Annotated in this window: 26 protein-coding genes; 19 read left to right on the top strand and 7 right to left on the bottom strand. The window is 67.9% G+C overall.

Features of this window, described 5'->3' with window-relative positions; genetic code table 11:
- Window positions 1-11: 11 nt before the first annotated feature.
- Together N5C88_RS26865 and N5C88_RS26860 are read right to left on the bottom strand one after the other, a co-directional pair.
- Window positions 12-536, bottom strand: a complete 525-nt coding sequence (locus tag N5C88_RS26865; protein ID WP_059377909.1) for a chromate transporter — start codon at window positions 534-536, stop codon at window positions 12-14.
- Complete coding sequence (locus tag N5C88_RS26860; protein ID WP_187524047.1) at window positions 533-1108, bottom strand: chromate transporter; 576 nt, start codon at window positions 1106-1108, stop codon at window positions 533-535. The genes N5C88_RS26865 and N5C88_RS26860 overlap by 4 nt, the downstream gene beginning before the upstream one ends.
- Before the next feature lie 128 nt (window positions 1109-1236).
- On the opposite strand from N5C88_RS26860, the gene N5C88_RS26855 reads away from it, so the two are divergent.
- From N5C88_RS26855 to N5C88_RS26840, 4 genes are all read left to right on the top strand, one after another.
- Window positions 1237-2157, top strand: a complete 921-nt coding sequence (locus N5C88_RS26855) for a LysR substrate-binding domain-containing protein (protein ID WP_251881052.1) — start codon at window positions 1237-1239, stop codon at window positions 2155-2157.
- Window positions 2158-2203: 46 nt separating this feature from the next.
- A complete protein-coding gene (gene murI, locus N5C88_RS26850) occupies window positions 2204-3007 on the top strand; it encodes a glutamate racemase (protein WP_251881050.1) in 804 nt (267 codons plus the stop codon).
- 141 nt (window positions 3008-3148) lie between these two features.
- On the top strand, window positions 3149-3574 hold the full coding sequence (locus N5C88_RS26845) for a universal stress protein (protein WP_251881048.1): 426 nt from the start codon (window positions 3149-3151) through the stop codon (window positions 3572-3574).
- A gap of 16 nt (window positions 3575-3590) precedes the next feature.
- Window positions 3591-4019, top strand: a complete 429-nt coding sequence (locus tag N5C88_RS26840) for a universal stress protein (RefSeq protein ID WP_059377897.1) — start codon at window positions 3591-3593, stop codon at window positions 4017-4019.
- A gap of 16 nt (window positions 4020-4035) precedes the next feature.
- Here the strand turns inward: N5C88_RS26840 and N5C88_RS26835 are convergent, their stop codons facing one another.
- From N5C88_RS26835 to N5C88_RS26825, 3 genes are read right to left on the bottom strand one after another with little or no spacing between them, the layout of a single operon-like run.
- Window positions 4036-5406: a sensor histidine kinase gene (locus tag N5C88_RS26835; protein ID WP_280016580.1), complete on the bottom strand. Its 1371-nt coding sequence runs from the start codon at window positions 5404-5406 to the stop codon at window positions 4036-4038.
- Complete coding sequence (locus tag N5C88_RS26830; protein ID WP_059377893.1) at window positions 5403-6065, bottom strand: response regulator transcription factor; 663 nt, start codon at window positions 6063-6065, stop codon at window positions 5403-5405. The genes N5C88_RS26835 and N5C88_RS26830 overlap by 4 nt, the downstream gene beginning before the upstream one ends.
- Complete coding sequence (locus N5C88_RS26825) at window positions 6065-6364, bottom strand: PepSY domain-containing protein (RefSeq protein WP_280016585.1); 300 nt, start codon at window positions 6362-6364, stop codon at window positions 6065-6067. Before N5C88_RS26825 ends, N5C88_RS26830 begins: the two co-directional genes overlap by 1 nt.
- A gap of 220 nt (window positions 6365-6584) precedes the next feature.
- Here N5C88_RS26825 and N5C88_RS26820 point away from each other — a divergent pair, with 220 nt between their 5' ends.
- From N5C88_RS26820 to N5C88_RS26795, 6 genes are all read left to right on the top strand, one after another.
- Entirely contained in the window at window positions 6585-6896 is a 312-nt protein-coding gene (locus N5C88_RS26820; protein ID WP_059377886.1) for a PepSY domain-containing protein, read from the top strand.
- Between the two features lie 74 nt (window positions 6897-6970).
- Window positions 6971-8314: a ferric reductase-like transmembrane domain-containing protein gene (locus N5C88_RS26815; RefSeq protein ID WP_059377883.1), complete on the top strand. Its 1344-nt coding sequence runs from the start codon at window positions 6971-6973 to the stop codon at window positions 8312-8314.
- 63 nt (window positions 8315-8377) lie between these two features.
- On the top strand, window positions 8378-9712 hold the full coding sequence (locus tag N5C88_RS26810; protein WP_280016579.1) for a sorbosone dehydrogenase family protein: 1335 nt from the start codon (window positions 8378-8380) through the stop codon (window positions 9710-9712).
- A gap of 19 nt (window positions 9713-9731) precedes the next feature.
- Window positions 9732-10436 carry an SDR family oxidoreductase gene (locus N5C88_RS26805; RefSeq protein ID WP_280016578.1) on the top strand — a complete coding sequence of 235 codons (705 nt, stop codon included), beginning with the start codon at window positions 9732-9734 and terminating at the stop codon, window positions 10434-10436.
- A gap of 99 nt (window positions 10437-10535) precedes the next feature.
- Window positions 10536-12101, top strand: coding sequence for a DUF1800 domain-containing protein (locus N5C88_RS26800; protein WP_280016577.1), 1566 nt, complete (start codon window positions 10536-10538; stop codon window positions 12099-12101).
- Window positions 12098-13489 carry a DUF1501 domain-containing protein gene (locus N5C88_RS26795; RefSeq protein WP_118933782.1) on the top strand — a complete coding sequence of 464 codons (1392 nt, stop codon included), beginning with the start codon at window positions 12098-12100 and terminating at the stop codon, window positions 13487-13489. The genes N5C88_RS26800 and N5C88_RS26795 overlap by 4 nt, the downstream gene beginning before the upstream one ends.
- A gap of 22 nt (window positions 13490-13511) precedes the next feature.
- Here N5C88_RS26795 and N5C88_RS26790 read toward each other — a convergent pair whose 3' ends face one another.
- Both N5C88_RS26790 and N5C88_RS26785 read right to left on the bottom strand, forming a co-directional pair.
- Entirely contained in the window at window positions 13512-15149 is a 1638-nt protein-coding gene (locus N5C88_RS26790) for an acyl-CoA synthetase (RefSeq protein ID WP_280016576.1), read from the bottom strand.
- A 36-nt stretch (window positions 15150-15185) separates the two neighbouring features.
- Window positions 15186-16475, bottom strand: coding sequence for a hypothetical protein (locus N5C88_RS26785; protein ID WP_280016575.1), 1290 nt, complete (start codon window positions 16473-16475; stop codon window positions 15186-15188).
- Between the two features lie 101 nt (window positions 16476-16576).
- Here N5C88_RS26785 and N5C88_RS26780 point away from each other — a divergent pair, with 101 nt between their 5' ends.
- The 9 genes from N5C88_RS26780 to N5C88_RS26740 all read left to right on the top strand — a co-directional run bounded on the left by N5C88_RS26780 (window position 16577) and on the right by N5C88_RS26740 (window position 24893).
- Entirely contained in the window at window positions 16577-17422 is an 846-nt protein-coding gene (locus N5C88_RS26780; RefSeq protein ID WP_059377868.1) for a GntR family transcriptional regulator, read from the top strand.
- Between the two features lie 73 nt (window positions 17423-17495).
- A complete protein-coding gene (locus N5C88_RS26775; protein WP_059377866.1) occupies window positions 17496-18677 on the top strand; it encodes an ABC transporter substrate-binding protein in 1182 nt (393 codons plus the stop codon).
- A 66-nt stretch (window positions 18678-18743) separates the two neighbouring features.
- Window positions 18744-19673 carry a ferritin-like domain-containing protein gene (locus N5C88_RS26770; protein ID WP_059377863.1) on the top strand — a complete coding sequence of 310 codons (930 nt, stop codon included), beginning with the start codon at window positions 18744-18746 and terminating at the stop codon, window positions 19671-19673.
- Between the two features lie 15 nt (window positions 19674-19688).
- Window positions 19689-20594, top strand: a complete 906-nt coding sequence (locus N5C88_RS26765) for a hypothetical protein (protein ID WP_280016574.1) — start codon at window positions 19689-19691, stop codon at window positions 20592-20594.
- A 26-nt stretch (window positions 20595-20620) separates the two neighbouring features.
- Complete coding sequence (locus N5C88_RS26760) at window positions 20621-21499, top strand: branched-chain amino acid ABC transporter permease (protein WP_251881025.1); 879 nt, start codon at window positions 20621-20623, stop codon at window positions 21497-21499.
- A gap of 11 nt (window positions 21500-21510) precedes the next feature.
- On the top strand, window positions 21511-22527 hold the full coding sequence (locus N5C88_RS26755; RefSeq protein ID WP_059377856.1) for a branched-chain amino acid ABC transporter permease: 1017 nt from the start codon (window positions 21511-21513) through the stop codon (window positions 22525-22527).
- Complete coding sequence (locus tag N5C88_RS26750) at window positions 22520-23299, top strand: ABC transporter ATP-binding protein (RefSeq protein WP_059377849.1); 780 nt, start codon at window positions 22520-22522, stop codon at window positions 23297-23299. The genes N5C88_RS26755 and N5C88_RS26750 overlap by 8 nt, the downstream gene beginning before the upstream one ends.
- Window positions 23292-24005 carry an ABC transporter ATP-binding protein gene (locus N5C88_RS26745; RefSeq protein ID WP_059377847.1) on the top strand — a complete coding sequence of 238 codons (714 nt, stop codon included), beginning with the start codon at window positions 23292-23294 and terminating at the stop codon, window positions 24003-24005. The genes N5C88_RS26750 and N5C88_RS26745 overlap by 8 nt, the downstream gene beginning before the upstream one ends.
- An 18-nt stretch (window positions 24006-24023) precedes the next feature.
- The gene (locus N5C88_RS26740) at window positions 24024-24893 is read left to right on the top strand and encodes an alpha/beta hydrolase (RefSeq protein ID WP_059377845.1); all 870 of its coding nucleotides are present in this window, start codon (window positions 24024-24026) and stop codon (window positions 24891-24893) included.
- Window positions 24894-24905: the final 12 nt, after the last annotated feature.

Below are 24905 nucleotides of genomic sequence, written 5' to 3'. Positions count from 1 at the left end.
CAGCCCTAACGCTAACCGATGCCGAGCAAACCGACCAGTGCGCCGCCGAACAGCAGCCACAGCGGATGGATGCGGGTGAGGCTGCCCAGCAGCGCCACCACAGCGGTAATGACGCCCAGCAGCCAGGTATGCACCGAGGCCTCGGTGATGAGCGCCGCGCTGGCCGCCACCAAGCCCACCGTCATCGGGAAGATGCCCGCCTGAATGACGCCGCGCCAGGGACGGTCCTTGAAGCGTTCCCACAGGCCCAGCGCGATCACGGTAATGATGGACGACGGGCCGAACTTGGCGATGGTGGTGACCAGCATGCCCAGGCCGCCCGCCACATGCCAGCCGACCAGCGTGACCACCATCAGGTTGGGGCCCGGGGCCGCCTGTCCCAGGGCGAACAGCGCGGAGAAATCCGCCGCGCTCATCCAGCCGTGCACTTCCACCACCTGGCGCTGCATCTCGGGCAGGATGGTATTGCCCCCGCCGAACGCCAGCACGGACAGCTCGGAAAAGATCAGGGCCAGGGCGATCAATGTATGGATCATCGACGTTGCCTCCAGACCATCAGGATGCTCAGCGGCGTCAGCACCGCCATGGTGGGCAGAAGCGGAATGCGCAGCACGGCGATGGCGATGAAGCAGGCCGTGGCCACCACGCCGGCCAGCCAGTCGCGGCGCTTGACCACCGGCAACCCGATCTTCACCGCCATGGAAATCAACAAGCCCGCGGCGGCGGCGGCCAGCCCGGCAAACAGGTGCTGGATGTGGGGATCGTTCTGGAAGCGGTCGTACACCATGCCCAGCAGCACCACGATGGCGGACGGCGCCAGGATCAGGCCCATCAGCGCCGCGAACGCGCCGCGCGGGCCGCGGAACTTCATGCCCAGCGCCACCGACAGGTTGATGATATTGCCGCCGGGCAGGAACTGGCACAGGCCCAGCAGGTCGGTGAACTCGGCGCCGCTGAGCCAGCGGTGCTTTTCGACGACCATGCGGCGCGCCAGCGGCAAGGCGCCGCCGAATGCCGTCAGGCCGAGCATCAGGAAGCCATAGAACAATTGCCCGCAAGTGGGCGCGGGCCGCAAATCGGCCTCGGAGATGGAAGGTGCCGCGTTCATCATTTTCATGCCGGCGCCGGGGAAGCGGCGCGGAGTGGGACCGGGGGAAGGACAACGAGATTGCAGCCTACTCTCCGCCTTGGATAATGTCTAATATATGACTAACTATATATTCATATCGGCTGAATATGGCATCCGTAGATTTAAGACTGCTGCGCTACTTCCTGGCCGTGGCCGAGGAATCCCATCTGACCAAGGCCGCGGCGCGGCTGGGCATCCGCCAGCCCCCGCTCAGCCAGCAGATCCGCGTACTGGAGCAGGAGCTGGGGGTGACGCTGTTCCACCGTCTGCCGCGCGGCATGGAGCTGACCGAAAGCGGCCGCGCGCTGCTGGACGACGCGCGCAACATCGTGGCCCTGGTGGACCAGGCCGTGGAAGGCGTGCGGCGCGTGTCGCAGGGCGAGGCTGGACGCCTGACCGTGGGCTTCACCGGATCGGCGGCCTTCCATCCCTTTGTGCCCTCCGTCATCCGACGCTTCCGCGAAGCGGCGCCCAACGTGCGGCTGGTGCTGGAGGAAAGCAGCACCGGCGAACTCATGGAGGGCGTGGCCGCGGGCCGCGTGGACGTCGCCTTCATCCGCGGCCCCTATGGCCTGGACCCCGGCGTGGTGGTGGAAACCGTGCTGGAGGAACCCATGCTGGCTGCGTTTCCGGCCGACCACCCGGCCGTCAAGGGCCGTGCGCGCAAGCGCATTGCGCTGGCCGAACTGGCCGATGAATCCCTGATCCTCTACCGCCGCCACAGCGGGCCGGGCCTGTACGACGCCATCATCGCCGCCTGCGGCGCCGCCGGCTTCAGCCCGCGCGTGGCGCAAGAAGCGCCGCGCATGCTGTCCACCCTGAGCCTGGTCGCGGCCGGCCTGGGCGTGTCGCTGGTGCCGGCGTCGCTACGCCGCGTGAACATCGAAGGCGTGGCCTACGTCAACCTGGCCCATCCGGCGGAACTGCGCGCGCCGCTGAACCTGATCTGGCGCGACGAAGCGCTCTCCGGCGCAGCCCGCAAACTGATCGGCGAGGCGCGGCGGCAGCGCGAGGAATCCCTGGTCTGAGCGCGCGGCGCTACACTGCCCGGCACCCGCACTCCGCATTGCAGCCATGACTCCAGATTCACCCATAGGCATCTACGACTCCGGCGTCGGCGGCCTGAGCGTGCTGCGCGCCATCCGCGACGCCCTGCCCCACGAATCCCTGCTGTACGTAGCCGACTCCGCCCACGTGCCCTATGGCGAAAAAACGCAGGACTACGTCGAGCAGCGCGCCAGCACGATCGCCGATTACTTCGTGTCGCGCCAGGCCAAGGCCATGGTGGTGGCCTGCAATACGGCCACCGCGGCCGCCATCGCCCAGTTGCGCCTACGCCATCCGCAGCTGATCATCATCGGCGTGGAGCCGGCCATCAAGCCCGCCGCGCACCTGACCACGAGCGGCGTGGTCGGCGTGTTCGCCACCACCGGCACCCTGGCCAGCCCCAAATTCGCCGCCCTGGTCCAGCGCGAGGCGCCCGAAGTCCGCATCCTGTTCAGGCCTTGCCCCGAGTGGGTGCGGCTGGTGGAGCAAGGCGTGCTCAGCGGCCCCCAGGCCGAGGCCGCGGTGCGCGCGCCCGTGGCGGAATTGCGCGGGGCCGGCGCCGACGTGCTGGTGCTGGGCTGCACCCACTTTCCCTTCCTGCGCGACGCGATCCAGGCGGCCGCCGGCGCCGATGTGCCGTTGCTGGAAACGGGCGCCCCGGTGGCGCGCCGGCTGCGCCACCAGCTGCAGGAGCGCGGCCTGCTGCGCGCCGGCGGCCCGGGCGGACTGCGGCTGGAGACCAGCGGCTCGGCCGAGGCGCTGGGCGCGCTGGCCGTCCGCCTGCTCGGGCAGGCTGCCGACGCGCACGTCCTGGAGCCGCGCTGGCGCTGACTTTGCGTCGGGTCCGCCGCCCGGCGGCGCGGGCTGATTGCGCCTGGTTTGATCCCGCGCATGACGCCCCTGTCCGAATCGGCGAATAATTCGGATACAGTGGACTACAACGCCGCCCGCGGCGCACACAAGGAGACGCTCATGAAACGCATCCTGATTCCCGTGGACGGCTCGCAGCCCGCCGTCCATGCGGTCCAAGCCCTGCTCGACGCCCGCAGCTACGATCCCGTCGAACGCGTGGAGCTCCTGACGGTCCAGATCCCCCTGAAAGCCGGCAAGATCGGCCGCGGCCTGTCGCAGGCCGAGATCGACGCCTATCACGAGGAAGAAGGCCGCAACGCGCTGCAAGCCGCCAGCGAATTGCTGACCCGGGCCGGCGTGCCCTTCCAGACCCACATCGAAGTAGGCGCCGCCGCCGAGACCATCGTGCGCGTGGCCGACGAATCCGACGCGGATGAAATCTACATGGGCTCGCGCGGGCTGGGCTCGGTGTCGTCCTGGTTCCTGGGCTCGGTCGCGACCCGCGTCCTGCATCTGACGGAGTTGCCCGTCACCCTGGTCAAGTAACCGTCAAGGAGCATCCATGCTGAACATCCTGGTCCCTGTCGACGGCTCCGACAACGCCAACCGCGCCGTCCTGTACGCCCGCCAGCTCGCCCAAGGCGCTGGCGCCGCGCGCATCCATCTGCTCAACGTCCAGACGCCCGTGCAAGGCCGCGCCGGCCTGTCGCGCCTGATCACGCAGGACATGATCGACGAGTTCTACCTGCGCGAAGGCCAGGAAGCCGCGGACGAGGCGCGCAAGCTGCTGGATGTGACCGGCGCCGACTACACCAGCCACGTGGCATTTGGCCATACGGCCACGGAAATCGCCGGATACGCCCACGATCATGGCTGCGTCCGCATCGTCATGGGCACGCGCGGCAATGGCTCGCTGACGAACATCCTGATCGGCTCGGTCGCCAATCAGGTGCTGCAACTGGCCGAAGTGCCGGTCACGCTGGTCAAGTAAGTCCCGGACGCCGGCCTCAGGCGGCCGGCAGCCATAACGACACCCTCAAGCCGCCCAGCGGCGAGCGCTCGGCGCGCGCCTGGCCGCCATAGGTGCTGGCCAGGTCGCGCACGATATCCAGGCCCAGGCCCGATCCGGGACGCTGTTCATCCATGCGCACGCCGCGCAGGAAGATGCGTTCGCGCTCGTCGTCGGCAATGCCGGGGCCGTCATCGTCGATCTGGATGAGCAACTGACCCGGCCCGGCGGCGCTGGCGCTCACCTGCACGTGGCGCTCGGCCCATTTGCAGGCATTGTCCAGCAGGTTGCCGACCATCTCCTGCAGATCCTGTTCTTCGCCGCGGAACACCAGGCCGTCGGCGAACGCCGGCATTTCCAGTTGCAGTCCGCGCTGCGCATACAAGCGCTGCATGACCCGCAGCAGCCCCTCGATGGGCTTGCGCAGCGGCGTGCGGCTGTCTGCCGCGCCGGACGCGGCGGCGGCGCGGGCGCGCGCCAGGTGATAGTCGATCTGGCGGCGCGCCATGCCGACCTGCTCCTGCACCAGCGCCGCCAGCGGCCCTTCCTCGCGCGCCGCGGCATTGCCCAGGATCGTCAGCGGCGTTTTCACCGCGTGCGCCAGATTGCCGGCCTGCGTGCGCGCGCGCTGCACCATGTCGGCATTGACGGCCAGGACGCGGTTGAAGTCGTCGACCAGCGGCTGGATTTCGCTGGGAAAACGGCCTTCGATGCGCACGCTGGCGCCCCCTTGCTGCCCGGCGAGCTGCCGCCTGAGCTTGGCCAGCGGCCGCAACCCGACCAGGACCTGGACCACGGCCGCCAGCGTCAAGCCTGCCGCCAGCGCACCCAGCGAAATCAACAGCATATGGTTGAAACGTTCGATCGGCTCGGCCAACACCTGGCTGTCGGCCGCCACGATCAGGCGCAGCGGCGCTGCCTCGGTCTCGGCCGGTTCCAACGTGCGCGTCAGGGCCGTCAGGCTATGCTTTTCCGGCCCCGCGATTTCATACGCCCCGTCGGCGCTGTCCGCGGCGGGCAGCGCCAGCACCTGGTCCCAGAGCGACCGCGAGCGCGCCGCGCCCACGGCCACCGCGCGGCCCTGTTCGTCGAGCCGGTCGATCTGCCAGTACAGGCCGGACAGCGGCTGTTCCAGCCGCGGGTCGCTCAAGGGCGGCGACACCACCAGGCGGCCATCCGGGCTGGTGTTTACCGCGGCTGTCAGCTGGTTCAGGTGCAGGGTCAGTTCGGCGCGCAATTGTTCGGTGATGTGCTGGCGGAACAGGCTGCCCAGGCCCCATCCGGCCAGCACCACCGTGACCAGGATCCAGGCCAGCGTGCCGGCAAGCAAGCGCCAGCGCAGCGAGCCCGGCGCGCGCTGCGGCATCATGCGCCGCCGGCCAGGCGGTAGCCCAGGCCGCGCACGGTTTCGATGGTGTCGGGCGGCAGTTTCTTGCGCAGCCGCGCGATGAACACATCGATGGTGTTGGAATCGCGGTCGTGGTCCTGGGCGTAGACATGCTCGGTCAGCTCGCTGCGCGAAATCACTTCGCCCGCGCGCTGCATCAGCACGGCCAGCACTTTGAATTCATGGCTGGTAAGGGACAGCGCCTGCCCGTCCACCGTGACCTTGGCCAGGCGCGTGTCCAGCATCAGCGGGCCGCAGCGCCATTGCGCGCTGGCGTGGCTGCTGGAGCGGCGCAAGAGCGCCCGCACCCGCGCCAGCAGCTCTTCCATGTGGAAGGGCTTGGTCAGGTAATCGTCCGCGCCGGCATCGATGCCGGCAACCTTCTCGTGCCAGTTATCGCGCGCCGTGAGGATCAGCACCGGCATGCCCTGGCCGCCGGCTCGCCACTGCTTGAGCACCGTCAGGCCGTCCATCACCGGCAGGCCCAGGTCCAGCACCACCACGTCGTAGGCCTCGACCGCGCCCATGTACTGGGCCGTTCCGCCGTCCGCGGCGGTGTCGACGGTATAGCCGGCCTGGCGCAAGGCGTCGGCCAGTTGCGTCGCCAGCGTCGGTTCGTCTTCCACCACGAGTATGCGCATCAGTGCTTGTCCCGGAATTGGATGTCGCGCCCCTTCACGCCCAGCACCTTGCCGTCGCGCGCGTCGATCTTCAGCTTGACCAGCCGGCCGCCGCTCTGCAGCAGCCGGATCTCGTAGATGAACTCGCCGTCGTCCTCTTCGAATTCGACCTTGACCACCTGCCCCGGATAATCGCGCTCGACGATGTCCAGCACCGAGCGCAGGGGCAGCACCTTGCCGGCCTGCAAGGCCTGGCGCGCCTGTTCATGGTCGCTTTCATCGGCCAGCCCCACGTTGGGGCCCGCGGCCAGCGCCAGCATCAGCGCGCCGCAGGACAGCCAGATTCGGGTACGCGTTGCTCGGGTCATGTTTCCTTTCGCAATTCGGAGTTCGCCATGAGCGGCGATTGTCCGCCCATTTATAGCGCCTGGAAAATGAACGGCACGTGAACGGCAGCTTCAGAATTGGTTCATCCGCACACCCGAATAATGCGGTCATGGTCGCCATTCCGGCAACCCGCAACAACCTAGGAGCCATTCCATGACCGCAATCCGCAACACTCTGGCCGCCCTGGCGCTTGGCGCCGCAACCCTGACCGGCGCCGCCGCCGTGCACGCCCAGACGCCCGCCCCGGCGCCGGTCCAGCCCGCCGCCACGGCGCCCGCCAACGCGACGCTGACCGTGCGCCAGATCTACGACACGCTGACCGCCGCCGGCTATCGCAACATCACGGAGATCGAGCTCGAGCACGGCCGCTACGACGTCAAGGCCGACAACGCCCAAGGCCAGCGCGTGAAGCTGCGGGTCGATGCCCAGAGCGGTGCCGTCCTGCGCAGCCGCATCAAGGACTGAAGCGCCGGCGCCCGCGCGCCTTCCCACGCTCCGCCCGCATCCGGCGGGCCGAGCGCCCCAACACGGATGCCATCATGAAACCGATAGGAACCGGCGCCGCCGTAGGCGGCTTCTTGCTAGTCCTCACCCTGGCCTGGGGCCTGGACGCGTTCATCCTGCAGCCGCCGGCCGCCGGCGCCTGGTACTGGGTGGCGCGCCAGCAAGGCCTCTACCTCACCGGCGTCTGGTCCATCGGCCTGATGGCCTTGATCATGCTGCTGGCGCTGCGGCCCGCGTGGCTGGAGCGTCCGCTGGGCGGCATGGACAAGATCTACCGGCTGCATAAATGGGCCGGCATCCTCGCCGTGTCAGCAGGCGCCGCGCATTGGTTGCTGAAGCTGGCCAGCGGCCCGTTGAAAAGCCTGGCGGACGCGGGCAACCGCCCCGCCCGCGACGTCGTGCTGACGCTCTTTGAAAGCTCGCGCGGCCTGGCCAAGGACCTGGGCGAATGGTCGATCTACCTGCTGCTCGCGATGCTCGCAATCACCTTGTGGCGGCGCTTTCCCTACCGCGGATGGCGTCTCCTGCACCGCGCAATGCCTGTGCTGTTCCTGGCGTTGGCGTTCCACACGGCGGCGCTGGCGCCCGCGCGCTACTGGAGCGGCCCCGTCGGCCTGCTGCTGATTCCGCTGCTGGTCGCCGGTTCCTACGCCGCGCTGGTGGCGCTGCTGGGACGCGTGGGCAGCGGCCGCCGCGCGCAAGGCAGGATCGTGTCGCTGACGCACCAGCCAGGCGGCATCCTGGAGGTCAGCTGCGAACTCGACGGCAATTGGCAGCCGCACCAGGCGGGACAGTTCGCCTTCGTCACGTTCGACCGCAAGGAAGGCGCCCATCCCTACACCATCGCCAGCGCCCCGCATCAGGGCGAACGCCGCGTCACGTTCCAGATCAAGGCGCTGGGCGATTACACCCGCAGCCTGGCGCGCACGCTGCGCATCGGCCAGCCGGTAACTGTCGAAGGCCCATACGGGCGCTTTCAATTGACCCCGGACGCGGCCTCGACGTCGCAGGTCTGGGTGGCGGGCGGTATCGGTGTCACGCCGTTTCTCGCATGGTTGGAGGCGCTGCAGGACCGGCAGGCCCCGACGCCGCGCGTGTGGCTGCACTACTGCGTGCGCGACGCTGCAACCGATCCCTTCGTGCCGTTGCTCAAGGAACGCTGCGCAGCGCTGGACGGTGTGACGCTCGCCATCCACAGCGGGCGCGACGGCGACACGCTGACGGCCGGTACGCTGGCGCAGGGCGAGGTGGCCGCGGGCCGCGTCGCCGACGTCTGGTTCTGCGGGCCCGCCGGCCTGGCCGACGCGCTCAGGCGCGGCCTGCGCAAGCTGGGCGCCCAGCCCGTGCGCTGGCATCAGGAAGCGTTCCAGATGCGCTGATCGCCCCAGGGTCCGCGGAGGTCCAAGCGTATGATGGACCTCACCGCCCCCGGAACATGCATCATGCCCACACCCCGCATCCTGCTGGCCGCCGTGATGGCCGCCGCCACGCTCAACGCCTGCGGCGAAATGGCCACGCTGCCGGTCGAAGCCGGCATGGGTCCGTCGCCCCAGCTGCCCGCCCCCAATCCCACCGCCATCCCCACCGTGAAGACCGCCAAGGCCGTCGGCTGGCCCGCGGGTGCGCATCCGGTGGCCGCCAGCGGCCTGGCGGTGACGCAGTTCGCCAGCGGCCTGGACCACCCACGCTGGCTGTACGTGCTGCCCAACGGCGACGTGCTGGTGGCCGAGACCAACGCGCCGCCCAAGCCCGAATCGGCTTCCGGCGGCTTCAAGGCCTGGGTCGCCGGCCTGGTGATGAAACGCGCCGGCGCCCGGACCCCGAGCGCAAACCGCATCACCCTGCTGCGCGATGCCGACCACGACGGCGTCGCCGAAACGCGCAGCGTCTTGCTCGACGGCCTGAACTCGCCCTTCGGCATGGCCTTGATCGGCAACCAGCTGTATGTCGCCAATGCCGACGCCGTGCTGCGCTTTCCCTACGAAAACGGCCAAGAACGCATCAGCGCCCCCGGCGTCAAGGTCACCGACCTGCCGGCGGGCCTGAATCATCACTGGACCAAGAACCTGCTGGCCAGCCCCGACGGCCGCAAACTGTATGTGTCCGTGGGATCCAACAGCAATGTTGGCGAAAACGGCATGGACATCGAAGAGGGCCGCGCCGCCATCTGGGAAATCGACGTGGCCAGCGGCAACAAGCGCCTGTACGCCACCGGTCTGCGCAACCCCGTGGGCATGGCCTGGGCGCCCGACGGCAAGACGCTGTGGACGGCCGTCAACGAGCGCGACGAACTGGGCAGCGACCTGGTGCCCGACTACATGACCTCGGTGCGGGACGGCGGCTTCTACGGCTGGCCCTACAGCTATTTCGGCCAACACGTCGACACCCGGGTCCAGCCGCCGCGCCCCGACCTGGTGGCGCGCGCCATCGTGCCCGACTACGCGCTGGGTCCGCACACCGCCTCGCTGGGGCTGGCCTGGTCGGGCGGGTCGCGCCTGCCCGCGCCCTACACGGACGGCATGTTCGTGGGCCAGCACGGCTCATGGAACCGCGATCCGCGCAGCGGCTACAAGGTCATCTTCGTGCCCTTTCGCGACGGCAAGCCCGACGGGCCGGCGCGCGACGTGCTGACGGGCTTTCTGAACGAAAGCGGCGAAGCCCAGGGCCGGCCGGTAGGGGTGGCGATAGACCGCCAGGGTGGCCTGCTGACCGCCGACGACGTCGGCAATGTGGTGTGGCGGGTCGCTCCCGCTTCTACAATGGCCGCTCCCAAATAATTCAAGACCAGGAGTGAGCATGAGCACGGAAAAAGTGGCGATCGTCACCGCCGGCGGCAGCGGCATGGGCGCGGCGGCGGCGCGCAAACTGGCGGCCGACGGCTGGCGCGTGGCCATCCTGTCCTCCTCCGGCAAGGGCGCAGCCCTGGCGCAGGAACTGGGCGGCCTGGGCGTCACGGGGTCCAACCGCTCGCCCGAGGACCTGGCGCGGCTGGTGGACGCCACCCAGCAGAAATGGGGCAGGATCGATGCCGTGGTCAACAGCGCCGGCCACGGCCCCAAGGGCCCGCTGCTGGAGATCAGCGACGAGGACTGGCACCTGGGCATGGAGTTCTATCTGCTGAACGTGGTGCGCATCACGCGCCTGGTCGCGCCGGTGATGAAACAGCAGAAGTCCGGCGCCATCGTCAATATTTCGACCTACGCCACCTTCGAACCCGAAGCGCTGTTCCCGACGTCGGGCGTGTTCCGCGCCGGGCTGGCCGCCTTCACCAAGGTGTTCGCCGACGAGTACGCCGCACACAATGTGCGGATGAACAACGTGCTGCCCGGCTTCATCGACAGCCTGCCGGAAAAGGAAGACCGCCGCGCGCGTATTCCGATGGGCCGCTACGGCACCGCCGAAGAAGTCGCCGACCTGATCGCGTTCCTCGCTTCCGACGCTTCTTCCTACATCACCGGCCAGAACATCCGCATCGACGGCGGCATCACGCGTTCGGTCTGAAGCTCATGCTTTAGGACTAGTCTCTCGTCCGAATGACGGTATTGAAGCCCGCCCGGGGCTTCAGTACCGTAGGTTTTCGCATTCGACGAGGTGCCGCGCATGTCCGCTACGCCGTCAGCGGCTGCGCCGCAGTCCGCCGATACTTCCCCTGCAAAACCGACCCCGGGCCAGGCTTCCCGCTTCCTGGCGCAGGCCACGTTCGGCCCCACGCCCGCCGACATCGACGCCGTGGTGCGCGACGGCTACGCGGCCTGGCTGGACGCGCAGCTGGCCATGCCGCCGTCGCAGACCCATTTCGACTGGCTGCTGCAGCAGCGCAAGAACACCGAGGAATTCAAGGGCAACGGCATCAACGCGCCGCTGGAATCCACGCTGTGGCGCAAGTTCATCTCCGCCCCGGATCAGGTCCGCACGCGGGTGGCGTTCGCGCTGTCGGAGATCTTCGTGGTGGGCGTATCGTCCATCACCGCGTCCTGGCCGCTGTTCGGCGCCGCGGGTTTCATGGACCTGCTGGCGGAACATGCCCTGGGCAATTACCGGCAGCTACTGACGGCCGTCACCCAAAACCTGTCGATGGGCTGCATGCTGACCTATCGCGGCAACCGCAAGGAAGATCCCAAGACCGGCCGTCATCCGGACGAGAACTACGCCCGCGAGGTCATGCAGTTGTTCAGCATCGGCCTGTTGGAGCTGGAGGCGGACGGGTCCGTCCGGATGGTCAACGGCGCACCCGTCGAGACCTACACCAACGCCGACGTGCAGGGACTGGCCAAGGTGTTCACCGGCTGGGACATCAACGGCCCGGAAACCGACGTCGAATTCCACCGGCGCCCCATGGCCCTGAACAACGCGCTGCACTCGCTGGCTGAAAAGCGCTTTCTGGGCGCGGTGGTGCCGGCGGGGACCGACGGCCACCTGTCGCTCAAGCGCGCCATGGAGGTGATCTGCGCCCATCCCAACGTGGGGCCCTTCATCGGCACGCAGTTGATCCAGCGGCTGGTCACCAGCAATCCCAGCCGCGCCTATGTCGCGCGCGTGTCGGCCGCCTTCGACGACGACGGCAGCGGCACGCGCGGCAACCTGAAAGCCGTGGTGCGCGCCGTCCTGCTGGACCCCGAGGCGCGCAATCCGGACCTGGCCGCGCCCGGCTGGGGCAAGGTGCGCGAGCCCATCGTGCGCTTCGCGGCCTGGGCGCGCGCCTTCGGCGCCACCTCCAACAGCGGCGCCTGGGCCATGCCGGACACCACCGACAACACGATCCGGCTGGCCCAGAGCCCGATGCGGTCGGCCAGCGTCTTCAATTTCTTCCGCCCGCGCTACGTGCCGCCGGTGACCGAGCTGGCGCGCCGGCATCTGGTCGCGCCGGAACTGCAGATCACCGACGAAACCAGCATTGCCGGCTACCTGAATTTCCTGGCCATCTATGTGGACCGGGGCTGGGAGGATCTGCAGACGCCCTACGCCGCCGAGATCGCGCTGGCGCAGGATCCGGCCGCCCTGGTGGCGCGGGTGGCGCTGCTGCTGGCGGGCGATGCCTATTCCGCCGAGACCGCCGGCAGCATCGCGCGCGCCGTGGCCACGATACCCGCGGGCCGGCCGCGCGACCGCGTGCGCGCCGCCATCATGCTGGTGGCCGCCAGCCCCGAATACCTGGTGCAGAAATGAAGAATTCCCGCCACGACGCGCAAACCAGCCGCCGCGAATTCCTGCTGCGCGCCTGCGCGCTGGGCGCCACGGGCGCCGCCGCACCGCTGGCGCTGAACCTGGCGGCCCTGGGCGCGGCCGCGGCGCAATCGGCGCCGGCCTCCTCGTACAAGGCGCTGGTCTGCGTGTTCCTGTACGGCGGCAACGACCCCTACAACTCGCTGGTGCCCTATGACACGGCCGCCTACAAGGCCTACGCCCAGGCGCGCACCGACATCGCCTTGCCGCGCAACACCCTGCAGGCCACGGCGCTGCGCGGCAAGGAGCCCGCGCCCGGCGGCGCCCAGTTCGCGCTGGCGCCATCGCTGGCGCCGCTCAAGCCCTTGTATGAAAGCGGCGACATGGCGGTGCTGCTGAACATAGGCCCGCTGGTTGTACCCACATCCAAGCAGGAATACATAGGCGCGCGTGTCCCCCTGCCGCCCAAGCTGTTCTCGCACAACGACCAGCAGTCGTACTGGCAGGCGCTGGCGCCGGAAGGCGCGGCGTCGGGCTGGGCCGGAAGGCTGACCGATCTGTTCGCCGACGCCAACGCGCAGCGCACCTTCACGGGCATCACCGCGGGCGGCAGCAGCGTGCTGCTGGCCGGACGCAAGATCGCCGGATACCGCGTAGGCATCCACGGCTCCACGCAGATAGACCTGCTGGGCCGCGACATGTATGGATCCAGCGCCTGCACGGCCTTGCTGCGCCAGCTGATCACGCAGCCGCGCGAACACCTGATGGAGCGCGAGATGTCGCGCATCGCCGCCCAGTCGATCGACGCCGACGGCCGCCTGCGCGCAGCGCTCGCGGACGTGGCCGTGCCGGGCGACTTCTCGTCGCCCCTGGCGCAACAGCTGAAGATCGTCGCCCGCATCATCGCGGCCAGGCAGGCGCTGGGCGCGCGCCGCCAGGTTTTCTTCGTCTCGCAAAATGGCTACGACAACCACTCCGGCCTGAACGACACCCACCCGGCGTTGCTGAAGGAACTGGGCCAGGCACTGGCCGCGTTCCAGCAGGCCTTGTCCGCGATAGGAGTGGCGGACCAGGTGACCACCTTCACCGCCTCCGAGTTCGGCCGCACCCTGGGTTCCAACGGCAACGGCTCCGACCATGGCTGGGGCTCGCACCACTTCGTGCTGGGCGGGGCGGTCAAGGGCGGACGCTACTACGGCAACCACCCCGAAATCGCCCTGGACGGCCCCGGCTTCGTCGACAACGGCCGCCTCTTGCCGACCCTGGCCGTGGATCAGCTCGGCGCGTCACTGGGCGGCTGGTTCGGCGCCAGCCGCGAGGACCTGGGGCTGGTGTTCCCGAACCTGCGGCGCTTTGATGCGCATGCGCTGGATTTGCTGCAGCGCGCGTAAAGCCGCGCCGGCGGCGACGAATTCACAGCTGTCGCGCCTGTTCGCGCAGCAGATACTTCTGGATCTTGCCCGTGGCGGTCTTGGGCAACGGGCCGAACACGAAAGTGCGCGGCACCTTGAAGCCGGCCAGGCGGCCCCGGCAGAAACTGGCCAGCTCCTCCGCCGTCGCGGCGCCGCCCTCCTTCAGCGTGACGAAGGCGCAAGGCGTCTCGCCCCACTTGGCATCCGGCCGCGCCACCACGGCGGCTTCCAGTACGGCGGGATGCGCGTACAACGCATCCTCGACCTCGACGGTCGATATGTTCTCGCCGCCTGATATCACGATGTCCTTGGCGCGGTCCTTGATCTGCATGTAGCCGTCGGGGTGCACCACGCCCAGATCGCCGGTGTGAAACCAGCCGCCCTCGAAGGCCTCGGCCGTGGCCTGCGGATTCTTCAGATAGCCCTTCATGAGCGTATTGCCGCGCATCATGATCTCGCCCACGGTAACGCCGTCCGGCGGCACCGGTTCCATCGTGGCGGGATCCAGCACGCGGACCTGTTCCATCGTGTGCTTGCGCACGCCGATGCGGGCCTTGAGCGCCGCCTGTTCATCCAGCGGCAGGTCGCTCCAGGCTTCATGCCAGGCGCAACTGATCGACGGACCGTAGCTCTCCGTGAGGCCGTACAGGTGCGTGACGTCTATGCCCAGTTCGTCCATCGCCGCGATGACGGCGGCCGGAGGCGGAGAGCCGCCGGTGAGCACCTGCACCGGCCGGATCGCGCGCCGCTTGATTTCGGGCGGGCTGTTGATGAGCATGCCCAGCACCACCGGCGCCGCGCAGAAATAATCGACCCCATGCGCCTGGATGGCGTCGAAGATGGCGCCGGCCTCGACCCGCCGCAGGCAGACATTGGTTCCCGCCAGCAGCGCGATGGTCCAGGGAAAGCTCCAGCCGTTGCAGTGGAACATCGGCAGGGTCCAGAGGTACACGGCATGCTGGCGCATATCGCAGGCCAAGGCGTTGCCCATCGCATTCAGATAGGCGCCGCGATGGTGGTACAGCACGCCCTTGGGGCTGCCAGTGGTGCCGGAGGTGTAGTTCAGGCACAGCGATTGCCATTCGTCCTCCGGCCACGCAAATTCGGCCGCCGCGTCGCCCATCTCCAGCAGCGCTTCGTAGTTCATTTCGCCGATCGGCTCGCCCGGCCCGCCGTATTCGGGATCGTCGATATCCACCACGCGGATCCGCCTGCGGGTCTTGGCCAGCGCCTGCGCCATGACGGGCGCGTACTCGCGGTCCGTCAGCAGCACCGCCGCCGCGCCATGCTCCAGGATGAAGGACAGCGTCTCCGCGTCCAGCCGGGTGTTCAGGGCGTTGAGCACCGCGCCCGCCATGGCGACGCCGAAATGGGCCTCGTACAGCGCCGGGATGTTGGGCGCCATCACGGCCACCGTATCGCCGGGCCGCACGCCCAGGCGCGCCAGCCCGCTGGCCAGGCGGCGGCAGCGCGCATAGGTTTCGCGCCAGCTCTGGCGCAGCGCGCCGTGGACGATGGCGGTGCGTTCCGGATAGACCTTCGCCGCGCGCTCGATGAAGGTCAGCGGCGAAAGCGCCAGATGGTTGGCGCTGTTGCGTTCGATATCCTGCGCATGATGGTCGTGGGTGTCGGCGGGCATCGGAGTCTCACAGAAGCGAAACGCTCACCGCGCCCTTCAGGCGTCGGCTAGCGGGGTCAGGCCGCGCAGCGTCGCGCGCAGCAGGGAATCGCTCAGGTCCGCGTCCGCCTGCATCAAGCGCTGCAGCAGGCGGTCGGGACTGTCGCCGGAAGTTTCCAGATGCCAGCCATACAGGTGCAGCCCGTTCAGCACATAGGCATCGTCCAGGCCCTCCAGCACGGCATGCCGGCGCGGCGCGCGCGCGGACGGCGGCAAGGCGTTGTCGGCGCAGTCCGCGACCAGGATGGACGTGGGCCGGGAAAAGTAATCCGCCACCCGCACGCGGGCTTCTTCCAGCCGGCGCAGCGCCGCGGCGTCCAGCGGCTCGTCCGCCAGGCGCACTTTGAGCAGCAGGTTGCGCTGGTCGAGTTCGACGATGTGCAGGTCTTTCTCTACCCAGTCCGCATGCACTGGCGCGCTCTTGCGGCGGAAGACTTCCGCTGCCGCCAGCCCCGCTCCCAGGCCTTCGCCGGCAAGCAGCTGCTTGAAGAAGTCCCGTTCGGCCATGGCGCGGTCCAGTTCCTGCAATTCCAGGTCGAGCGCATGGCGCTCGCGCAGGCATTGCGCGCGGCGGGCGTGCAATTGCTCGTCTGCCGGGCCGCGCTGCAGGTCCAGCCACCCCGCCAGACGCACGCCGCTGCGCTGGCCCAGGCGTTCGATGCAGCGGCGCAACTCCTGCAGGAACAGCGCCGAGCCGGCCTCGTCCTGCGCCAGATCCGGGGCCAGCGCCGGGAGCAGCAGCAGGCGGCCAGGCGGTTCGCTGGCATAGCTCGCCAGCGTCATGCCCTGGCCATCCTCGAGGATGCTTGCGCCCGGCGCCTCGGCCAGTGTCGCGCAGGGCTGGAAACAGCGCGCGGCTTCGGTGAAGAGCGTGCGGAAAGGCTCGCCCGCCTGCCGCGGCAGCGCATCGCCATCTATCGGCTGGCTGCGCACCGTCCGCGGCCAGAGCGGATCGGACCAGTCGTAGGAAAGGATGTCCTGCAAGGTGTGCACGCCCACCGTGCGCGGCGCGGGCACCAGCACCGCCAGCGTGCCGCCCGCGGCCAGCAGGCGCTTGAATTGCTCGCGCCAGTGGCGGCTGGTGGCCAGCAGCCATTCCGACGCGCCCACGCCCAGCACCGGCGGATCGGCGCGTTCGCAGGCCGCCTCCAGCACGGGGTACAGGCCGGCGGGATTCCATATGAGCACGTCCGCCCGGTCCAGCGAGGCGGGCTGATCAAAGGACAGAACGGCATCCAGGCTATGCGGCGCAAGCGCCAGCGCAAGGTCGAGCGTAGAAATATTCATATCGCTAATCCGTACTTGACTTTCGAAATCAATATATCATAAAGTCTAGTTAACTAGACAAATATACAAATCCTATATACATATTCCGGAAACCAGCTGTCATGTCCACTCTTACGAACGTCCGCAGCGAGTCCCCCGTCTCCAGCAGCCCCGTGGCGCTGGACCGCGACTCCCCTCTGCCGCTCTATGTGCAGATCAAGCGGCGCGTGCTGATGATGATCCTGAACTGGCAGCAGGAAAGCGACCGCTTCCACACCGATCACGAACTGAGCGAACAATTCAACGTCAGCCGCATGACGGTGCGCCAGGCGATCCAGGAACTGGTGGACGAAGGCTATCTGCGGCGGGTGCGCGGCTCCGGCACCTTTGTCTGCGCCCCCAAGATCGACGAGCAGTTCAGCCCGGCCATGGATTTCATCGACCAATGGTCCGCCCATGGCCGCCCCCTCAGCCTGCGGGTGCTGCATTGCGCGCAGGAACCTGCCTCGGCCGCCGTGGCGCGCGAACTGGACGTGGCGCCCGGCACGCCGGTCTGGAGCATCCTGCGCCTGCGCACGGTCCAGCAGGTGCCGATCTCGATCGACTACCGCTATGTGCGCACCGACCGCATCCCGCACATCGACGCCCGCCAGGCCGAAGCCGGCTCCCTGCTGGAGCTGATCGGCCGTCAGGTCGAGCTGGCCTACGGCAACCTCAAGATCGAGGGCGGCGCGGTGCAGGCCGAACATGCCGATTACCTCAGTCTCTTGCCCGGCGATCCGGTCCTGACGCGGCACCTGGTGTATTTCGATAAACAGGACCGGCCGGTCATGTCCGGCCTGTCGCATTACCGCGCGGACCAGGTCCGGTACTCGGTGCGCGTGCCGCTGCTGAACGGCGCAGGCAAGACGGACCAGGTGTCGGACTCGCTCGAGTTCCGCAATCCACCCGGCGCGACGGAGAACTAGACCGCCGACGTTTTCGCTGTTCGTGGAAGTTGCTGCACCCCTCTAATCCCGCATCAGGCACAGGAGTAGCACCATGACTTGCATTAAGACGTTTCTGGAGTTCTCGCGCCGCGCGGCCATTGCGCTGCCGGCCGCCGCGCTGATGCTGGGCATGCACGCCGCCAGCGCGCAGGATACGGTGCGGATAGGATCCATCCTGTCCGTGACCGGTCCCGCCGCCTTTTTGGGCGAAGACATGAAGGCCGGCATGGAAATGGCCATCGACGATATCAACGCCGCCGGCGGCATCGGCGGCAAGAAGGTCGAATGGGTGTTCTACGACGCCGAAAGCCAGACCGCCAAGGCCATCAACGCCACCAAGCGGCTGCTGTCCCAGGACAAGGTGGACATCATCGTCGGCGGCGGCAACATGAGCGGCATCGCCATGGCCATGGTGCCGATGGTGGACAAGGCCGCCACGCCCTTCATCTCCACCGAAGGCTCGATGCAGATCGTGATGCCGGTGGCGGAACGCAAGTATGTGTTCAAGAGCACCGTGGACGACGACCAGGTCATCGACCGGGTGCTGGACTACTTCGACAAAAAGGGCATCAAGCGCGCCGCCCTGCTGGCCGACAACAGCGGCTTCGGCCAGAGCGCCGTCGAACAGATGAAGCGGCTTGCCGCCAAGCGCGGCATCGACATCACGTATGAATCCTTCAACCCCGCCGACACCGACCTGACCCCGCAGCTCACGCGCATCAAGAATGCATCGGTGCAGGCCATCATCTGCTGGACCGTCACCCCGGCTGGCGTGGTGTTCATCAAGCAGGCGCAGCAGCTGGGCCTGGACAAGCTCACGCTGGTGCACAGCTACGGCTTCGTCGACCAGCGCTACATGAAGCTGGCCGGCGACTCGGTCAAGGACCTGCTGCTGGTCAGCGTCAAGTTCCCGGTGGGCCAGGACCTGCCCGACGCCGATCCGATCAAGACGCGCATCATGGATCTCAGCAAGCGCTTCGAGGCCCGCTACAAGCGCAAGCCCAACCAGTTCGTGGCCCAGACCTACGACGCCATCATGCTGGCGCGCGCCGCCCTGGACAAGAGCGGCGGCGACAAGGAAAAGACCCGCGAACAGCTGACCGCCATCACCGGCTACCAGGGCGTGGGCGGGGTCTTCAATTTCTCGCCCCAGCGCCACTCGGGCCTGGATAAGGACGACATCGTCATGCTCGGCTACCGGGACGGGCAGTTCCGGCTGGCCGACTACAAGTAAAGCAGTTCCATCTCCGCAACCTCCACTCACGCGCGCCGCGGGCGCTGCAAACCAGGGAGTGCAGTCATGAACGTAGCAAGCGCCGAGCCGCGTACGATCCTCGACGATCCAGAGAGCATCTTTCCGCTGGATCTGGACACCCGGATCCCCAAGATCCGCGACCTCTACCACCTGGCAACGGTCAAGCAGTGGGACCCGCGCACCGACATCGACTGGCATCTGTTCGACGCTACGCAGTACACGCCCGAGCAACGCTACGCGGCCCGCCAGTACTGGAGCCGCCGCGCCTGGAGCGAATACGGCGCCATCTCGGAAAGCCCGGCCCTGCAGATCCGCTTTTGCCACGACAAGTGCGAACCCGACCTGCGGCTGTTCTTCACCATCCGCTCGCAAGAGGAAAGCCGCCACGCCGAAGCCTGCTACCGCATGGCCGAAGCGCTGGGCGGCTACATGGAGCAGCCTGCCCAAGCCGCATACCAAGGGTCCGTCGCCACTCATGGCGTGCGCAAGATGGCGCTGGACCCCGAAGTGTCGGTCGAGGCGATCCTTGCCGCGCTGGTCTGCGCCGCCGAGGAAATCGCGTTCGACGTCTTCCGCCACCTGGTCGAGATCACCCGCGACCCCGTCGCCAAGCAGATCTGCGCCCGCATCATGCGCGACGAGGTGCGGCACTGCGCGTTCGGCTGGCGCTTTCTCGACCACCGCATTCCGCAAATGTCCGCCGCCGAAATCAAGGTGGTGGAAAACGCGGTGATCAACATGATGGAAAAGGTCGAGCTCAACGGCTATCACAGCGCCTGGCTGGCGCCCGACAACCCGGCCTCCCGCGCCGAGATGGAAGTGGACCGGCTCACCTGGGAAGCCGGCCTCGGCTCCACGGTCGAAGAACTGGAAAAACCCCTGTTCGTTGAAACGGTGCAGCGCGTGCGCCGCCAGATGGAGCCCTGGGGCGTGCACCTGCCCCTGCTGCACCACCCGAAGATCGGCGAATTCTGAATCCGAGGACCCGTCATGAACGCAGCTACGACCAGAATTCCCGTTGAGCGCCGCTTCCCGCTGACGCTCAAGCAGTCCATTACCTCGATCCGCGAACTGTACGAAACCGGCAAGCAGCAGCGCTGGGCGCCGGAGACCGATATTCCCTGGGCCAGCCTGGACCTCGGCGCGCTCGATGCGCGGGTTCGCGACGCGGCCCGCCTGACCTGGAGCCGCCGCGCCTGGGTGGAATACGCGGGCCTGAGCGAAACGCCGGCACTCCTGGTGCGCCTGTGCCTGGAGAGCGGCCGCGAGTCCGACCCCAAGTACTTCCTCACCGTGCGCAACACCGAGGAAGCCTGGCAGATCGAGTGCTTCCACCGCTACGCCACGCTACTGGGCGGCTACCTGAACCGCCCGCCCAGTCCGCAGCAGGAAGCCATCTTCAACCAGTGCCGGCATCGCCAGGTGCTGGATGCCGCCTGCAATGCCGACGCCTTCTTCGCCACGCACGCCGCGGTGGAAGACGGCTTGGAACTGGAACTGTTCCGGGCCTACCTGGAGAACGCCCGGGAACCGGTTGCGCGCCGCATCCTGGAACAGTGCGTCCAGGCGAAGGAGCGCCATGCCACCTTCGGCTGGCTCTATGTGGCCGAACGCGCGGCAGCCTGGTCAGACGCTGACCGCGCCGCCGTGGCCCAGGCCGTGTCGGGCTATCTGAACGATATCGAACTGCGTGGCTATCACTGCCCCTGGCTGGCGGAACCCGACGGCCCCGAAAGCCAAGCCAACGCGCTGACGGCCGAGGCCGGCCTGGGCGCCGCGTCCGCCGACCGGGAGTACGAGGTCCTGTGGTCGTATCTGGAGACGGTGACGCGGCGCCTGGCCGAGTTCGGCGTCGAACTGCCGGGCATCGCGCTTTCCAAGCGCCGTCCCAACTGAGCCGGCGCCGGGGCCTTGCCATGGACATGTCCGCGCAAATCATCCAACTGCTGGTCGCCGGAATCACCACCGGCAGCATCTACGCCATCGTGGCGGTGGGATTCAACGTCATCTTCAAGAGCACCGACGCCATCAACTTCGCCCAGGGCGAATGGGTCATGATGGGCGGCATGGTGGCGGCGGCCTGTTACGCGGTCGCCGAGCTGCCGCTCTGGCTGTCCTGTCTGGCAGCCGTGGCCCTGGTGGCCTTGGCGGGCGGCCTGTCCGAACGCCTGGTGATCCATCCGCTGAAGAAACCCGCGCCCCTGCTGGTGACGCTGCTCAGCATCGGCCTGGCCATCTGTACCAAAAGCCTGGTGATGTTGGGGCTGGGCAAGACCCCCATGGGCTATCCCGCATTTTCCGGCGACGCTCCGGTGCCGCTGGCCGGCGCGCAGATTCCGCCGCAGAGTTTCTGGGTGATGGGGGTGGCGCTGCTCTTCATGCTGGGCACGCACTTCTTCTTCGAGCGCACGCTGCTGGGGAAGACCCTGCGCGCCACGGCCATCGACCGCGATGCAGCCGCCCTGGTCGGCATCAACGTGCGGCGCTCGGTGACGGTGGCCTTCGTGCTGGCGGCGTTGGCCGGCGGCATCGCGGGCGTGATTATCGCGCCGCTGACCTTCACGTCCTATGACCACGGCACCATGCTCGGCTTCAAGGGTTTCAGCGCGGCGATGCTGGGCGGCCTGGGCAGCCTGCAAGGCGCCTTGCTGGGCGGCGTGCTGCTGGGCGTGATCGAAGCGCTGGGCGGCGGCCTGATTTCCTCGCAGTACAAGGACGCGCTGTCTTTCATCGTGCTGCTTCTGGTGCTGTTCTACCGTCCCCAGGGCTTGCTGGGCAAAGCCGAAATCAACAAGGTCTGAAGGGGGTGACGATGAAATCCGAAATCCATCCGCCCGGGGACGGCGCGCGCCACGATCTGCGCATCCTGCTGGCGCTGTGGGGCCTGTTCCTGCTGTTTCCGCTGGTGGCGCCGAACAGCTATGCCGTGGGCCTGGCGGTGACGTTCAGCATCAACCTGATGCTGATCGCCAGCCTCAACCTGTTGATGGGCTACTGCGGACAAATCTCCATGTGCCAGGCCGGCTTCTTCGGCCTGGGCGCCTATGTCAGCGGCGCCTTGTCGGCCAAGTACGGCCTTCCCGCGCTCGCCTCCATCCCGGCCGCGCTGGCGATCGCAAGCACGGCGGCGCTGTTGATCGCCCTGCCCGTGCTGCGGCTGCGGGGGCACTACCTGGCAATGGCAACGCTGGGATTCAACGCTATCCTGTCCGTGCTGTTCGTCGAACTGGTGGACTTCACGGGCGGCCCCAACGGCCTGTCGGGGGTTGAGCCCATCACCATCGCGGGCTATGCCTTCGATACCGACCGGCGCTTCTTCTATCTGGCCTGGGCCGCGGGCCTCTTGCTGATGTGGGGCTTCCTCAACCTGACCCGCTCGCGCATCGGCCGCGCCATGATCAGCGTGGCCGGCAGCGAGGTCGGCGCGGCCAGCCTGGGCATCAACACCTATGCGCTCAAGGTGGCGGTATTCGTGCTCTGCGCCGCGGTCGCGGCCCTGGCGGGCACGTTTTATGTCCACTTCAACCAGTTCGCGTCGCCGGAAACCTTCAGTTTCTCCGCGTCGGTGCTGCTGCTGGTCATGGTCGCGGTCGGAGGCTGGGGCAAGTACTGGGGACCGCTGTTCGGCGCGCTGGTCTACACCGCGGTGCCGGAACTGCTGCGCGCCTTCCACGACGTGGAGCTGCTGCTGTTCGGGCTGGGCATGATCCTGGTCCTGATGTTCTTCCCGGGCGGGCTGGCGGGGCTGGCGCAGCGGCTGTGCCGGCGCTCCGCAAGCCTGCCGGCTTCCCCTGTTGCGGCAACGAAGGGAAAGGTGCGCCATGGCTGATCACGATTTCCTGTCGGTGCGGGACCTGGGCATCAATTTCGGCGGACTGGCCGCGCTTGCCGACCTGTCCTTCGACCTGAAACAAGGGCAGATCAAGGGCCTCATCGGCCCCAATGGCGCGGGCAAGAGCACCTTGTTCAACATCGTCGCGGGCCTGCTGCTGCCGGGGAGCGGCGACGTACGCTTTCGCGGCCGCTCGGTGCGGGGCCTGCCGCCGCACCAGCGCGTCAGGCTGGGCATCGCCCGCACTTTCCAGAACCTGCAGATCTTCAAGGACTTGACGGTGCTGGAGAACGTCATGGTGGGCTGCCATGCGCGCTTCGGCTCCGGCCTGTGGGCCTGCATGCTGCGCACGCCGCGCCAGCGCCGCGACGAACGGCAGATGCGCGACATCGCGATGCAGCGGCTGGAACAGCTGCATCTGGCCCGCCACGCCGATGTACTGGCCGCGGACCTGAGCTTCGGCCAGGCCAAGATCCTGGAAATCGCCCGCGCCCTGGCCGCCGATCCCACCTTGCTGCTGCTGGACGAACCTGTCGCGGGCGTGCCGCATGCCGAAGTGGCGCAGGTGGCCCAGGTCATACGCGAAGTGAACGCCAGCGGGGTGACCGTGCTGCTGGTCGAGCACAACATGAGCTTCGTCATGCAGCTGTGCGACGACATCCTGGTCCTGAACTACGGCCGCAAGATCGCCGAAGGCCAGGCCGACGCGGTGCGCGTCGATCCCCTGGTCCTGAAGGCCTATCTCGGGGAGGACATGCCCGATGCTTGAAATCACCAACCTGTGCGCCTCGTATGGCGCCGGCGACGTCTTGCGGGAAACCAGCCTGGAGATTCCCGCCGGACAGATAGGCTGCCTGCTCGGCGCCAACGGCGCCGGCAAGACCACCGTCATGCGCAGCCTGAGCGGCCTGCTGCGCCCCCTGCGCGGCAGTGTGCGCTTCGAAGGCGAAGCGATAGAGACGCTGTCGGCGGACCGCATCGTCGACCGCGGCATCGTCCTGGTGCCCGAAGGCCGGCGCGTGTTCGCGCCGCTGTCGGTCAGCGAAAACCTGGAAATGGGCGGCTACAAGCTGCTGAAGCAACGCCGTCAGTCGGAATTCCGCCGCAATCTGGACTTCGTCCTGGACCTGTTCCCGCGGCTGTCCGAACGCGCCCGCCAGGCTGCGGGAACGCTGTCCGGCGGCGAGCAGCAGATGGTCGCGATCGGCCGGGCCCTGATGAGCAGCCCGCGCCTGCTGATGCTGGACGAACCTTCCATGGGCCTGGCGCCCCTGGTCGTGAAGGACATCTTCCTGTCGTTGCGGCGGCTCAAGCAGGAAGGGCTGACGCTGTTCATCGCCGAACAGAACGCCAGGCTGACCTTGAGCGCCGCGGACTACGGCTACGTGCTGCAGGAAGGCCGGGTGGCGTATTCGGGCAGCGCCCAGGCGCTGCGCGACGATACACGGGTACAGGCTGCCTATCTGGGCGCCTGACAGGAGACAGGTGAAGCGATGACATGTTCTTCCCAGGAGCAGGCGATCGATCCGGAGCAGGAAGCGCAGTACAACCTGCGCGCCCGGCATCCCGAACGCGAGGAGATCTACTTTACCTATGCGCGCCGCAGCGCGGACACGCGCCGCCGGCGCGAGGCGCGCCTGGACCTGCGCTTCGGCGAACGGCCCTCGAGCGTGCTGGACCTGTTCGTTCCCGACGTGCCGGCGCCGCCGCTGCTGGTCTTCATCCACGGCGGCTATTGGCGCGCCCTGGACAAGCACGGCTTTTCATTCATCGCCGACGAGTACCTGGCGCGCGGCGTCGCGGTGGCGCTGCCCAACTACACCCTGGCGCCGCACGCGAGCGTCTCCGCGATCGTCGACGAAGCCTGTACCGCCGTCTCCTGGCTGACCGCGCAGGGCGAACGCCACGGCTACGACGCCAGCCGCATCGTGCTGTCCGGCCACTCCGCGGGCGGGCACATGGCCGCCCGCGCGCTGTGCCGCGACCTGGTTCCCGCCCTGGCGGGCAGGATACGCGGCTATGTGGGCCTGAGCGGCCTGTTCGATCTTGAGCCGCTGCTGCGCACTTCCATCAACCGCGATCTCCACATGAGCGCGGCCGAAGCCCGCAGCCTTGGGCTGTACCAGCGCGCCGCGCTGTACGAAGTGCCCATGGTGTTCGCGGCTGGCGCCCTGGAAACCGAGGGCTTTCGCGGGCAAAGCCGGGACTTCTCGCAGCATTGCGCCAGCCATGGCTACGCGGTCGAAAACCTGGTGGTGCCGCAGCGCAACCATTTCGATCTGCTGACCGATTTCGCGGGCGGAAGCTATCCGCTGTTCAACAAGACGCTCGATCTGCTGCTGCCCGGCGCGGGCCGGGCCTGATCTTTCACGAGG

The sequence above is a fragment of the Achromobacter sp. GD03932 genome (assembly GCF_029839485.1).
GTDB lineage: Bacteria > Pseudomonadota > Gammaproteobacteria > Burkholderiales > Burkholderiaceae_B > Achromobacter > Achromobacter bronchisepticus_A.
This window is presented reverse-complemented; position numbering and strand designations above follow the sequence as displayed.